We start from the raw sequence: 15396 nt of genomic DNA on the forward strand, positions 1-15396 counted from the left end.
GGACCCACAACACCCCCACCACCACAACCACCAAAACCCCCACCCCCCACCACACCCCCCTCCCCACCTACCCCTTCCAACACCAGCACTACTGGGCCATGCCGAGCAGCACGTCGGTCGGGTCCGGGCAGACCACGACCGGCCACCCGCTGGTCGGCGGCAGCCTCGAACAACCCGAGGGGCGGGGGCTGATCCTCACCGGCCAGGTCTCCACCACGGCGCAGCCCTGGCTGGCCGACCACGCCGTGCAGGACACCGTCCTGCTCCCGGGCACCGCGTTCCTCGACATGGCGCTGCACGCCGCCGGGGCGCTCGGCCGTGCCCACGTCGAGGAGCTCACCCTCGAAAGTCCGCTCACCCTGCCCGACGGCTCCCCGGTCCGGCTCCATGTCGCCACCGCACCCGACGGGGACGGCCGCCACACCGTCACCGTCCACTCGCGTCCGGCCGGCGACCCGGACCAGCCGTGGACCCGCCACGCCGTCGGCACCATCACGGAGGGCGCCCGGTCCGAGCCGCCGGTGGTCGACGAGGCGTGGCCGCCGGCCGGGGCCGAGCCCGTCCCGCTGGACGACTTCTACGGGCGGCTCGCCGGCCTCGGTTACCTGTACGGCCCGACCTTCCGCGGGCTGCGGGCGGCCTGGCGGGACGGCGACGTGTTCTACGCCGACATCCGGTTGCCCGAGGACGCCGATCCGACCGGTTTCGCCGTCCACCCGGCACTGCTCGACGCCGCGCTGCACACGGTGGCGCTCGGCGCCGGGCCGGACGGCGCCGCGACCCCCGTCCGGCTGCCGTTCTCCTGGTCCGGCGTCACCCTGCACGCGACCGGGGCGACCGCGCTGCGGGTGCGCACGACGCTGGTCGACGACACCACGGCCGTGCTCGACATCGCCGACGGTTCCGGGCGGCCGCTCATCACGATCCCGTCGCTGCGGCTGCGGGAGCTCGACCCGGGACGGCTCGCGGGCCCGCACCCGCTGCACAACTCGATCTTCCGGATGGACTGGGTCCGCACGGAGCCCGCCCGCGCCGCCGGCGCCTCCCCCGAGAGCGCCGCCCCGGCGCGGGAGGCCGGGGCCTGGGCGGTGCTCGGGGACGGCGCGGCCGGTCTGGGCGTGCCGCTCGACGGGGTCGCGGAGCACGCGACGCTGGGCGCCCTGGTCGGGGCGATGGACGCCGGTGCGCCCGCACCTGACGTCGTCCTGCTGCCCTGCCCCACGCCGCCGACCGGCGCCGATCCGGCCGCGCTCGCGCACGACACCGCGCGACACGTCCTCGGCCTGGTCCAGGCGTGGCTCGCAGAGGAGCGGTTCGCCTCGTCCACGTTGGTCGTACTGACCCGCGGCGCCGTGGCCGTCCGCCCCGGCGACCCGATCGAGGACCTTCCGGGCTCGACGGTGTGGGGTCTGCTCCGCGCCGCCTGGTGGGAGGAGCCGGGCCGGTTCGTGCTGGTCGACCTGGACGGCGTCGGCACGGCACCGGCGGCACTGCGCGAGGCGGTCGCCTCCGGCGAGATCCAGGTCGCGCTGCGGGACGGCGCCTGCCTGCGCCCGCGCCTGGTCGCCGTCCGGCCCGAGGAGGAGGCCCCCGGGTTCGCCTTCGACCCGGACGGCACCGTCCTGGTCACCGGCGGGACCGGCACGATCGGCGCCCACCTCGCCCGGCACCTGGTGACCACCCACGGGGTCCGGCACCTGCTGCTCACCAGCCGCAGCGGCGTCGCGGCCCCGGGCGCACCGGAGTTGGGGGACGAGCTGGTGGCGGCGGGCGCCGACGTCACCATCACCGCCTGCGACACCGCCGACCGCGCGGCACTCGCGGAGCTGCTCGCGGGCATCCCCGAGGAGCATCCGCTCACCGCCGTGGTGCACACCGCCGGGGTCCTGGAGGACGGCGTGCTCGGCGCGCTCACCGGCGAGCAGGCGGACGCCGTCCTGCGGCCGAAGGCGGACGCGGCCTGGCACCTGCACACGCTGACCGAGGGCCTCGATCTGCGGTCGTTCGTGCTGTTCTCCTCCGCCGCGGGCGTCATCGGCAACCCGGGGCAGTCCACCTACGCGGCCGCCAACACCTTCGTGGACGCGCTGGCCGCCCACCGCCGCTCCCGCGGGCTGCCCGCGGATTCGCTGGCATGGGGCCTGTGGGCGGAGACCAGCTCCATGACGGCCGGTCTGGACAGCGCCGGCGTCGCCCGGCTGACCCGCAACGCGGCGGCGATCGGCACCGAGCAGGGGATGGCCCTGTTCGACGCGGCGCTCGCGGTGCCGGACCACACCCCGCTGCTGCTCGCCCGGATCCGGCCCACCACGATCGACGCGGAGGACGGCTCGGTCGCGCCGATCCTGCGCACCCTGGCCAGGCCGTCCCTGCGGCGGGCCGCCGCGGCCGCCGCCGAGCCGTCCGCCACCGGGGGCCTGGCCGGACGGCTGCGCCCGCTGGGCGGTGCGGAGCGGCTGGCGGCGCTCACCGACCTGATCGGCGCGCACGTCGCGGCGGTGCTCGGGCACGGCGGCACGGGCGGCGTGGACGCGACGCGCAGCTTCAAGGACATGGGCTTCGACTCGCTCACCGCCGTCGAGTTCCGCAACCGGATGAACACCGCGACGGGGCTCCGACTGCCGGCCACGCTGGTCTTCGACCATCCGACCGTGGCGGCGCTCGCCGACCGGCTGGGTGCCGAACTGCTGGGCACCGAGCCGCCCGTCGCGGCGCCGGTCGCGAACGGCACCACCGCGTCCGCCACGGCGGGCGGGGAGGAGGACGACCGGATCGCGATCGTCGGCATGGCGTGCCGCTTCCCCGGCGGCGTCCGGACCCCCGACGCCCTGTGGCGGCTGGTGGCCGACGGCGTCGACGCGATCGGCGGATTCCCGGCCAACCGCGGCTGGGACGCCGAGGAGCTGTACGACCCGGACCCGGACCGGCAGGGGAAGACGTACGCCCGGCACGGCGGGTTCCTGTACGACGCCGACGAGTTCGACGCGGAGTTCTTCGGGGTGAGCCCCCGCGAGGCACTGGCGATGGACCCGCAGCAGCGGCTGCTGCTCGCGTCCACGTGGGAGGTGCTGGAGAACGCCGCCATCGACCCGGCCTCACTGCGCGGCAGCGCCACCGGGGTGTTCATCGGGACGGCCGCGCAGGAGTACGGGCTCGGTGCCCGGCCGGCCGGCACCGACCCCGAGGGCTATCGGATCACCGGTTCGACGACGAGCGTCGCCTCCGGCCGGATCGCCTACACCTTCGGCCTCGAAGGGCCGGCGATGACGGTCGACACGGCCTGCTCCTCGTCCCTGGTCGCCCTGCACCTGGCCGCGCAGTCACTGCGCAACGGCGAATGCGGGCTGGCACTGGCGGGCGGCGCCGCGGTCATGGCGACGCCGACGCTGTTCGTCGAGTTCAGCCGGCAGCGGGGCCTGGCGCCCGACGGCCGGTGCAAGCCGTTCGGCGCCACCGCCGACGGCACCGCCTGGGGAGAGGGCGTCGGCGTGCTGCTGCTGGAGCGGCTGTCGGACGCCCGGCGCAACGGGCACCAGGTGCTCGCGGTGGTGCGCGGCTCGGCCGTGAACTCCGACGGCACCAGCAACGGCCTGACCGCCCCCAACGGCCCCTCCCAGCAGCGGGTGATCCGCCAGGCCCTGGCCAACGCGGGCCTCGCACCCGCCGACGTCGACGCGGTCGAGGCGCACGGCACCGGGACGAGGCTCGGCGACCCGATCGAAGCCCAGGCGCTGCTGGCCACCTACGGGCAGGACCGGCCCGCCGACCGGCCGCTCTGGATCGGCTCGGTCAAGTCCAACATCGGCCACACCCAGGCCGCCGCCGGCGTCGCCGGGATCATCAAGACGGTGCAGGCGATGCGGCACGGGGTCCTGCCCCGCACCCTGAACGTGGACGAGCCGACGCCGCACGTCGACTGGGAGTCCGGCGGCGTCCGGGTGCTCACCGCCGACCGGCCGTGGTCGGACACCGCCGGGCCGCGCCGCGCCGGTGTCTCGGCGTTCGGCATCAGCGGCACCAACGCGCACGTCGTCCTGGAGTGGGACCCGGCGACCGCGGCCGTCCCGGACCCCGGTCCCGCGCCCGTCGGCGTCACCGCCGAACTCGCCGAAGCCGACGGGAACGGCGCCGCCCGAGCCAACGAGGCGGCCGGAGCCGACGAGGCCACCGCCGAGGCCGGGCGGGAGGACCGTCCGGACCCGGCCGCCGCGCCCCCGGTGGTCCCCTGGCTGCTGTCGGCCAGGACCGAAGCCGCGCTGACCGCGCACGCACGGCAGCTCGCCGCCCACCTCGACGGGCACGACGGCCTGCGCCCCGCCGACGTCGCCGCCGCGCTGGCGGCCCGGCCACTGCACGAACACCGCGCCGCCGTGACCGGCAGCACCCGCGAGGAGTTCCGCGCCGCCCTGGCGGCCGTCGCCGACGGCGGACGGACCGCCAGCGGGGTGCGCCCCGGGGCGGGCCGGACCGCGTTCCTGTTCTCCGGCCAGGGCGCCCAGCGGCCCGGGATGGGCCGGGAGCTGTACGAGCACTTCCCGGTCTTCGCCGCCGAACTCGACCGGGTCTGCGCGCACGTGGACGCCCGGCTGGACGTGCCGCTGCGCTCGGTGATGTTCGCCGAGGCGGGCACGGCGGAGGCGGCCCTGCTCGACCGGACCGGATACGGGCAGCCGGCCGTCTTCGCCCTGGAGGTGGCGCTGTTCCGTCTGCTCGGGTCGTGGGGCCTGCGGCCCGACGCCGTACTCGGGCACTCGGTCGGCGAGATCGCCGCCGCACACGTGGCCGGGGTCCTCGGCCTCGCCGACGCCTGCACGCTGGTCGCCGAACGCTCGCGGCTGATGCAGTCGGTGACGGCGCGCGGCGCGATGGTCGCGATCCGGGCGGGCGAGGAGGAGGTCGCCCGGTCCCTGGTGGAAGCCGCCGGCGCGGGGGCCGTCTCGATCGCGGCCGTCAACACCGCCCGGTCGACCGTCGTCTCCGGCGACGCGGAGGCCGTGGCCCGGGTCGCGGCCCACTGGTCGGAGCGCGGCCGCAGGACGACGCCGCTGCGGGTCAGCCACGCGTTCCACTCACCGCACATGGACGGCATCCTGGACGAGTTCGGCGAGGTCGTCGGCCGCCTCGACTTCCACCCGCCGCAGCTGCCGATCGTCTCCGGACTCACCGGGCGGCAGGCCACCGGGGCGGAGCTGGCCGATCCGGCGTACTGGACGCGCCAGGTGCGGGAGGCGGTCCGGTTCCACGACGGGACGGAAGCGCTGCGCGAGCTGGGCGCCACGGTGTTCTTCGAGGTCGGCCCCGATGCGGCGCTGACCGCGCTGGTGTCGGACGGACCGGAGGACTCCGCCGACGGAACCGCCGCGGCCACGGACGACGGCACGAACGACCGTACGGACAACCGCACGGACGACGGCACGGGCACGGGCCGGGCCACCGGCGAGGGCCCCGACGCGGGCACGCCCGCAGGCACCGGCCACCGCCGCAGCCACCGGATCGCGGCGCTGCGCCGGGACCGCCCGGAGCCGCCGACCCTGGTCGCGGCCGTGGCGGAGGCCGCGCTCCGCGGAGCCGCGGTGGACTGGCGGGCGTTCTTCGCCCGGCTCTCCCCGCAACCGGTGCAACTGCCCAACTACCCGTTCCAGGGGCGGCGGTTCTGGCTCTCGGCCGCCCTCTCCCCCGCCACCCCGGGCACCGGGGCCGGCGCACACGGGCTGCTGACGGCGGCGACGTCGCTGGCCGACGGCGGCGGGTGGCTGCTGAGCGGCCGGGTGTCCCGAAGCACTCACCCGTGGCTCACCGAGCACACCGTGAACGGCGCCGCGATCGTGCCCGGCACGGTCTTCCTCGACATCGCGGTGCACACGGCGAAGGTCACCGGGAACGCCCGGATCGACGAACTCACCGTCGAGGCGGCGCTCCTGCTGCCGGAGAGCGGGGCCGTGGACCTCCAGGCCCTGGTGTCCGCACCTGACGCGCGCGGCCTGCACACCCTCACGATCAGCTCGCGCGCCCACGGGCACCGCGACGAGGACGGCGACCATCCCTGGACCCGGCACGCGTCCGGGGCGCTGGGCGGCCGTCCCGCCGAGCCGTTCGAGGACTTCCCGGCGGCCTGGCCGCCGCCGGGCGCCGAGCCGATCGACCTCGACGGGCTGTACGACACGCTCGCCGACGCCGGTGTCGGTTACGGGCCGGCCTTCCAGGGGCTGCGGTCGGCCTGGCGGGACGACACCGCCGTCTACACGGAGGCCGACGCCCCCGAGGCCGACGGCGGCACGGACGGTCTGCATCCGGCGGTGCTCGACGCCTCGCTGCACGCACTGGCGACCGACCACCCCTCGCTGAACGCCGGCGGGGAGGTCCTGCTGCCCTTCTCCTGGCGCGGTGTCGACCCGTACGCCTGGAGCGCCGCGACGATCCGCAGCCGGCTGACCCGGACCGGGCCCGACACCCTGGCGCTGGCCGTCACCGATGCCGACGGGACCCCCGTGGCGGCGGTGGAGGCCCTGCGGGTCCGGGCGGTGGCCCTCGGCGAGGTCGGCGCGCGGCGGCACGAGGCGTACCGACTGGAGTGGAGCCCGGTGACGGCCCGTCCGGAGCCGGCACCCGCGCCCGACGCCGTCCTGCTGCGGGTGGAGGCGTCCGGCGACGCCGGGCCCGAGGAGGTTCGCGCCACCGTGGCCCGGGTGCTCGACACGGTCCAGCGGTGGGCGACCGGAGACCACCCGGAGCGGTCCCGCCTGGTGGTCGTCACCCGGGGCGCCGTCGTCACCGGCCCCGGTCCCGAGGCCGGCGACGCGCCCGGCACCGACCTGGCGGGCGCCGCCGTCTGGGGCCTGGTCCGCAGCGCGCAGGCCGAGCACCCCGGGCGGTTCGTCCTGCTCGACCTCGAAGGCGGTCCCGTCGGCAGCTCCGTCGGCGGCACCGACAGCGGCCCCGCAACCGGCGCCGACAGCGACTCCGAGGACGCCCTCACCCGGACCATCACCGCGGCCCTCGCCCTCGACGAACCCCAACTGGCCCTGCGCCAGGGTGACTTCCTGACCCCCCGGGTGACCGCCGCACCGCTGACCGTCCCCGCCGGCTCCCCGCTCGACCCGGACGGGACGGTCCTGGTCACCGGCGGCACCGGCGCCCTGGGCGCTCTCGTCGCCCGGCACCTCGTCACCCGCCACGGCGTCCGGCACCTGCTGCTGGCCGGCCGCCGGGGCGCCGACGCGCCGGGCGCCACCGAGCTGCGGTCCGAACTGGCCGGGTACGGCGCCGAGGTGACCGTCGCCGCCTGCGACGCCGCCGACCGCGAGGCACTCGCGGAGCTGCTCGCGGGCATCCCCGACGGGCACCCGCTCACGGCCGTCGTGCACACCGCCGGGGTCCTGGACGACGCCGCACTGGACAACCTGGACCCCGACCGGATCGACACGGTGTTCCGGCCGAAGGCCGACGCCGCCCAACACCTGCACGAGCTGACCGCCGGCGCCGGGCTCGCGGCCTTCGTCCTGTTCTCCTCCGTCGCGGGCACGCTCGGCACGCCCGGACAGGCCAACTACGCGGCCGCGAACGCCTGTCTCGACGCCCTCGCGCACCGCCGCCGCGCCCTGGGGCTCTCCGCGACCAGCCTGGTGTGGGGGCCGTGGGCGGAGGCCGGCGGGATGGCGGCCGACGAACGGCGGGTCCGCCAGGCCGCGCTGGTCCCGCTGTCCGCCGAGGCCGGCCTCGACCTGTTCGACGCCGCCCTCGCCGCGGACCACCCGGTGCCGCTCGCGCTGCGCCTCGACCGCGCCGCCCTGCGCGCGGCGGACCCGGCGGCGGTTCCGCCGGTGCTGTCGGCGCTGGCGGGCACGCCCGCACACCGCCGGACCGAGCGGACCCCGCTCCTGCGGCGGCTCCAGGGCCTCGACGGAGCACGGCGGAACCAGGTGCTGCTGGCGGCGGTGCGCGACCAGGTCGCGGCGGTCCTCGGGCACGAGGGAACCGACCGCGTCCCCGCCGACCGCGAGTTCAACGAGCTGGGCTTCGACTCGCTGACCGGCATCGACCTGCGCAACCGGCTCTCCGCCGCGACCGGCCTGCGGCTGCCCGCGACGCTCGTCTTCGACTACCCCAACCCGGCGGCGCTGGCCGCCCATCTCGGGGCCGAACTGCCCGGCCTGGGCGCAACGGCGCCGGGACGGCCCGAGCCCGCGCGGACCCGGCCGACGGTCACGGACGATCCGATCGTGATCGTCGGGATGGCCTGCCGGTTCCCCGGTGAGGTCCGGTCCCCGGAGGACCTGTGGCGGCTGGTCCGCGACGGGGTCGACGCGATCGGCCCGTTCCCCACCGACCGGGACTGGGACGTCGAGGACCTCTACGACCCGGCGCCCGAGCGGCACGGCAAGTCCTACACCCGCGAGGGCGGCTTCCTCCACGACGCGGACCGGTTCGACCCGCACTTCTTCGGGATGAGCCCGCGCGACGCGATGGCCGCCGACCCGCAGCAGCGGCTGCTGCTCGAAACCGGCTGGGAGGTGCTGGAACGCGCCGGCATCGACCCGGCGGACCTCCGCGGCAGCCGCACCGGGGTCTTCACCGGCGTCATGTACAGCGACTACGGCGCCCGCCTGGTGAACAGCCGGGTCGACGAGTACGAGGGATACCTCGGCACGGGCAGCGCGGGCAGCATCGCGTCCGGCCGCGTCGCCTACACCTTCGGCTTCGAGGGCCCGGCGATCACCGTGGACACCGCCTGCTCGTCCTCCCTGGTGAGCCTGCACCTCGCCGTCCGCGCCCTGCGCGACGGCGAGTGCGACCTCGCGCTCGCCGGCGGCGTGACCGTGATGGCGACCCCGGCCCCCTTCGTCGAGTTCAGCCGCCAGCGCGGGCTCGCCCCGGACGGCCGCTGCAAGCCGTTCGGCGCGGGCGCGGACGGGGTCGCCTGGGCGGAGGGCGTGGGACTGCTGCTGGTCGAGCGGCTCTCCGACGCCCGCCGCAACGGCCACCGGGTGCTCGCCGTGGTCCGCGGGACGGCCGTCAACCAGGACGGCGCGTCCAACGGTCTGACCGCGCCCAACGGCCCGTCCCAGCAGCGGGTGATCCGTCAGGCCCTGGCCGACGCGGGCCTCGCACCCGCCGACGTCGACGCGGTCGAGGCGCACGGCACCGGGACGCCGCTGGGGGACCCGATCGAGGCCCAGGCGCTGATGGCGGTCTACGGGCAGGACCGGGAGGCCGACAGGCCGCTCTGGATCGGCTCGGTCAAGTCCAACATCGGGCACGCCCAGGCCGCCGCCGGGGTCGCCGGCATCATCAAGACGGTGCAGGCGCTCCAGCACGGCCGACTGCCGCGCAGCCTGCACGCCGACACTCCGTCACCGCACGTGGACTGGGCGTCGGGCGGTGTCGCCGTCCTGCGGGAGGAGCGGGCCTGGCCGGACCACGGCGGCCCGCGCCGCGCCGGGGTGTCGGCGTTCGGCATCAGCGGCACCAACGCGCACGTCGTCCTGGAGGCGCCCGCCACCGAGGACCTGCCCGGGACGGCCACCGCTCCCGGAGGCGCCGCGCCCGACGCTTCGACCGCACCCGACGCTTCGACCGTTCCGGCAGCTCCGGCCACCTCGACCGCTGCCGCCGAGCCCGCCGTTCCCGCCCCGGCGGTGCCCTGGCTGCTGTCGGCCAGGACGGACCCGGCCCTCGCCGAACACGCCGCCCGGGTGCGCGACTTCGTCCGGGAGCACCCCGAGCACGGTCCCGCCGACCTCGCCCGCTCGCTCGGCGCCCGGTCGGTGTTCGAGCGGGCGGCCGCAGTGGTCGGCCGGACCCGGGAGGACCTGCTCTCCGGGCTGGACGCGCTCGCCGCGGGCCGCACCGCACCGCACGTCGTCCGGGGCGGTACCGGGGAGCGCGGCGCGACCGCCTTCCTGTTCTCCGGTCAGGGCTCCCAGCGGGCCCGGATGGGCAGCGGCCTTTACGCGGCCCACCCGGAGTTCCGGCGCGCGCTGGACGAGGTGTGCGCGCGCTTCGACGGACTGCTCGACCGGCCGCTGCGGGGGCTGATGTTCGCGCCCGCCGGGACCGCCGAGGAGGATCTGCTGCACGAGACCCGCTACACGCAGCCCGCGCTCTTCGCCCTGGAGGTCGCCCTCTACCGGCTGCTGCGGAGCTGGGGCGTCGCCCCCGACTACCTGATGGGGCACTCGGTCGGCGAGTTCGCCGCCGCGCACGTCGCGGGCGTCCTGTCACTGGCCGACGCCTGCACGCTGGTCGCCGTCCGCGGCCGGCTGATGCACGAGGTCGCCGGCCGCGGCGCCATGGTGGCGATCGGCGCGGGCGCCGACGAGGTGCGCGCCTCACTGGCCGGCCGGGAGGACGCGGTCGGCATCGCCGCCGTCAACGGCCCCGCCGGCACGGTGGTGTCGGGCGACGAGGTCGCCGTCATGGCGGTCGTCGACGAGTGGGCCCGGCGCGGCAGCAGGACCAAGCGCCTGCTGGTCAGCCACGCCTTCCACTCGCCGCTGATGGAGCCGATGACGGCGGCCCTCCGGGCGACCGCCGAGCGGCTGCGCTACGCGGAGCCGACCATCCCCGTGGTGTCGACCGTCACCGGGGCCGTGGTGGAGCCCGGCACCATGGCGTCGGCCGACTACTGGGTCGACCAGGTGCTGCGGCCGGTGCTGTTCGCGGACGGCATCGCGACCCTGCACGCCGCCGGGGTGCGCGCCTACCTGGAACTGGGCTCGGACGCGCTGGCCTCGATCACCCCGGACTGCCTGCCCGAGCAGGACCCCCGGCCGCTGGTGGGCGCACTGCTGCGCAAGGACCGGCCCGAACCGGAGTCGGTGGCCACCGCGCTGGCCCAGGCACGGCTGCACGGCGTGCCGGTGGACCTGGCGGCCCTGCTGCCCGGCGCCCGCCCCGCGGACGGCCTGCCCACGTACCCGTTCCAGCGCGAGCGCTTCTGGCTCAGCCGGCCCGCCGACTCCGGCGACCCGGCGGGGCTCGGCCTGGACCGGACGACCCACCCCTTCCTCGGCGCCGGAACCGAACTGCCCGACGGGGGCTTCCTGTTCACCGGGCGGATCTCGGCGCAGACCCAGCCCTGGCTGGCCGATCACACCGTCCACGGCAGTCTGGTCGTCCCCGCCACCGCGCTGGTCGAGCCGGCCCTGTACGCGGGCGGGCGGGCCGGTTGCGGCCGGGTCGACGAACTCGACCTGTCCGCCCCGCTGGTCCTGCCCGAGACCGGGGCCGTCCACCTCCAGGTGGTCACCGGTGCCCCCGACGCCGACGGCCGACGGAGCGTCGTCATCCGTTCCAGGCCGGCCGGTTCGGCCGAGGAGGGATGGACGCGTCACGGCCAGGGCATCCTCGCCCCCGAGGCCCCCCCGGCCCCGGCCCCGGACGGCGCCTGGCCGCCGCCCGGCGCACAACCCGCCGACGCCGCCGAGATCTACGAACTGCTCGCCGGCCTCGGCCTCGGCTACGGTCCCGCGTTCCGCGGCCTGCGCAAGGTGTGGCGGCACGGCGACGAGGTACTGGCCGAGGTCCGGCCGACCGGGTCGCCCTCGTCCGGCTTCCGGATCCACCCCGCGCTGCTGGACGCGGCCCTGCACACCCTCGCGTACGTCCACACCGACGTGGACCGCGCCGCGGGCGTGCCGGTGCCGTTCTCCTGGGCGGGCGTCAGCGTGTCCGGGGACGCCACGGACACCCTCCGCGTACGGCTGACCCGGGCGGGCACCGGGTTCGCGCTGCGGCTGACCGACGACCGGGGCGGCGAGGTCGCCGCGATCGAGTCGCTGTCGGTCCGGAACCTGGCGCCCGGACAGTTCGGCGCGGCGGGGGGCGAGGGGTCCAGGGCGCGGTTCGGCGTCACCTGGACCGAGGTCGCACTGCCCGCCCCGCCGGACGGCGCGGGCACCCCGGTCGCCCCGGTGGACGCCCTGCTGGACGCCGCGGTGGGCCTGCCGGTGAACGGGTCCGCCCCGGACACCGCCGCCGCACCGGACCTGCTGCTCCTCGACTGCACACGGATCCCCGCCGCAGGCCCGACCCCGACAGACGCGGACCCGGCACTCGAAGACCCGGCGGGCACGGACCCGGCCGAGGCGGCGCGCCGGGCGACCGCGCACGTGCTCGGCGTCCTCCAGGCCTTCCTCGCCGAGGACCGGTTCACCGGCTCCCGGCTCGGCGTGCTCACCCGCTCGACGGTGTCCGCCGTGGCCGGCGACCGCATCGCCGACCTCGCGGGCGCCGCCATCGGCGGCCTGGTCCGCGCCGCACAGACCGAGAACCCCGACCGGATCGTCCTGGTCGACACCGACGGCACCGAGGCATCCGCCCCGGCCGTGCGCGCCGCGCTCCTCACCGGCGAACCGTGGCTCGCACTGCGGGACGGGAAGGCCTACGCCGCCCGCCTGGCCCGCGTCGGCACCGAGAACGCCGGGGCCGCCCGTCGGACCCCCCGGTCCGGTGCGGCGGACGACGGCACCGCGCCGTTCGCCCCCGACGGGACGGTCCTCGTCACCGGCGGCACCGGGGCGCTCGGCACGCTGATCGCCCGGCACCTGGTCACCGCCCACGGCGTCCGGCACCTGCTGCTCACCAGCCGCAGCGGCCGCGCCGCGGCGGGAGCGGAGGAACTGCTCGCCGAACTGGCCGGCCTCGGCGCCCACGCCACCGTGGCGGCGTGCGACGTCGGCGACCGGGACGCGCTGGCCGACCTGCTCGCCGCGATACCCGGCGCGCACCCCCTCACCGCGGTGATCCACGCCGCGGGCGTCCTGGACGACTCGACGATCCCCGGCCTCACCGCCGACCGGATCGCCACCGTCCTGCGGCCCAAGGCCGACGCGGCCTGGCACCTCCACCGGCTCACCGAAGGCCTGGGCCTCACACAGTTCGTGCTGTTCTCCTCCGCCTCCGGAGTGCTCGGCGGCGCCGGCCAGGGCAACTACGCGGCCGCCAACGCCTTCCTCGACGCACTGGCCGAACAGCGGCACTCCCGCGGCCTGCCCGCCGCCTCCCTCGCCTGGGGGATGTGGGCGACCGACGGGACGATGACCGGCGGACTCGGCACGGCCGACCGGGCCCGCATCGGCCGCGGCGGGATGCTGCCCCTCGACGCCGGACAGGGCCTCGCCCTGTTCGACTCCGCCCTGCACGACGGCCGTGCCACCACCACCCTCCTCCGGCTCGACCCGCCGACCCTGCGCGCTCAGGCCGAGGACGGCACCCTGCCCCCGATCCTGCGCACCCTGGCCGGCCCCCCGCGCCCTCGCCGGGACACCGAGGCCGGACCGTCGCTCGCCCAGCGCCTCGCGGGCCGCGCCGAGACCGAACAGACCGACCTGCTGCTGGAGTTCCTCCGCCAGGAGATCTCGATCACCCTGGGGCACGCCGGAGCTGCCGCCGTGGAGCTCAACCGCGGCTTCCTGGAACTCGGCTTCGACTCCCTCACCGCCATCGAGCTCCGCAACCGACTGAGCGACGCCGTCGGCCGGCGGCTGCCGGCCACCACCCTGTTCGACTACCCGACCCCGCGCAAGCTCGCCGATCGTCTGCGTGAACTGCTGGTCCCCGCCGGCCCGTCCGGTCCGTCCGGCCCCGCCGACGCGGCCGACGCGGCGCTGCGCAGGCTCATCGCATCGGTCCCGCCGGAGCGCCTGCGCGAAGCGGGGCTGCTGGACGCCGTCCTCGGCCTGGCCGACGGCGCCGACGGACCCGGACGGACGGCTCAGGAGGACGACGAGGAGCAGGACCTCATCGACGCCGACGTCGAGGACCTCGTCCGGATCGCCCTCACCGACACCGACTCGTGACCACCCCAGAACCGACGGAGCCGACGATGAACATGCCTACCGAGAAGGTCGTCGAAGCGCTGCGCACGTCACTGCTGGAGAACAAGCGCCTTCGACGGCAGCTCCAGCGGCACACCGACGCGACGGCCGAACCGATCGCGATCGTCGGGATGGCCTGCCGCTACCCCGGCGGTGTGCACTCGCCCGAGGACCTGTGGCGCCTCGTCGCCTCCGGCGGAGATGCCATCGGCCCCTTCCCCCGCGACCGTGGCTGGGACGTCGACGGCCTGTACGACCCGGACCCGGACGCACCCGGCAAGTCGTACGTGCGGGAGGGCGGATTCCTGGACGCCGCCGCCGACTTCGACCCCGCGTTCTTCGGCATCAGCCCGCGCGAGGCGCTGGCGATGGACCCGCAGCAGCGGCTGCTGCTGGAGACCGGCTGGGAGGTGTTCGAGCACGCCGGTCTCGACCCCGAGGCGCTGCGCGGCTCCCGCACCGGCGTCTTCACCGGCGTCATGTACGGCGACTACGCGTCGCGTCTGCGCCGGATGCCGGAGGGGTTGGAGGGCCAGGTGGTCACGGGCAGCGCGGGCAGCGTCGCCTCCGGGCGGCTGTCCTACAGCTACGGCCTGGAGGGCCCGGCCGTCACCCTGGACACGGCGTGCTCCTCGTCGCTGGTCGCCCTGCACCTGGCCGCACAGTCACTGCGCAACGGCGAGTGCGACCTCGCCCTCGCCGGCGGCGTGACCGTCATGGCCACCCCGGTCGCGTTCACCGGATTCAGCCGGCAGCGCGGCCTGGCCCCCGACGGGCGCTCCAAGTCCTTCGCGGCCGCCGCCGACGGCGTGGTGTGGAGCGAGGGCGTCGGACTCCTCCTGGTCGAGCGGCTCTCCGACGCACGGCACAACGGCCACCAGATCCTCGCGGTGGTGCGCGGCTCGGCCGTCAACCAGGACGGGACCACCAGTCAGCTGTCGGCCCCCAACGGCCCCGCGCAGCAGCGGGTGATCCGCCAGGCCCTGGCCAACGCCGGACTCACCACCGCCGACGTCGACGTGGTCGAGGCCCACGGCACCGGGACCAAGCTCGGCGACCCCATCGAGGCCCAGGCCCTGCTCGCCACCTACGGACAGGACCGCGAACACCCGCTCTGGCTCGGCTCGGTGAAGTCCAACATCGGCCACACCCAGGCCGCCGCCGGCGTCGCCGGCATCATCAAGATGGTGCAGGCCATGCGGCACGGCGTCATGCCTCCCACGCTGCACGTCGACGCGCCGTCCCCACACGTCGACTGGGCCTCCGGCAGCGTCGAGCTGCTGACCGAGAGCCGGGACTGGCCGGCGGACGGGCGTCCGCGCCGCGCCGCCGTGTCCTCCTTCGGCATCAGCGGCACCAACGCCCACGTCATCCTGGAGCAGGCTCCGACGTCCGAGTCTCCCGCCGCAGGCGATCACGCAGGCGATCACGCGGACGACAGCAGCGGCACGAGCGGCACCAACAGCGCTGATTTACCGGTCACTTGGCGGTTGTCCGCGAAGACACCCACCGCACTACGCGACCACGCCCGACGCCTCACCGAACACCTCCACCACCACCCCCACCTCACCCCCCAAGC

At 76.4% G+C, this 15396-nt stretch carries 2 protein-coding genes; both read left to right on the top strand.

Features of this window, described 5'->3' with window-relative positions:
* Positions 1–98: 98 nt before the first annotated feature.
* Positions 99–13799 carry an SDR family NAD(P)-dependent oxidoreductase gene (locus tag ACZ7BZ_RS37685; RefSeq protein ID WP_470362320.1) on the top strand — a complete coding sequence of 4567 codons (13701 nt, stop codon included), beginning with the start codon at positions 99–101 and terminating at the stop codon, positions 13797–13799.
* Positions 13796–15396: type I polyketide synthase (locus ACZ7BZ_RS37690; protein ID WP_470362321.1), on the top strand; the 1601-nt coding region annotated here is incomplete at its 3' end. The genes ACZ7BZ_RS37685 and ACZ7BZ_RS37690, both read left to right, overlap by 4 nt.

This window comes from Kitasatospora sp. NPDC036934, assembly GCF_055608425.1.

What these genes read in the sequence shown, in the direction of transcription:
- ACZ7BZ_RS37685 (WP_470362320.1), top strand. Translation starts at nt 99, where the DNA reads ATGCCGAGCAGCACGTCGGTCGGGTCCGGGCAGACCACGACCGGCCAC.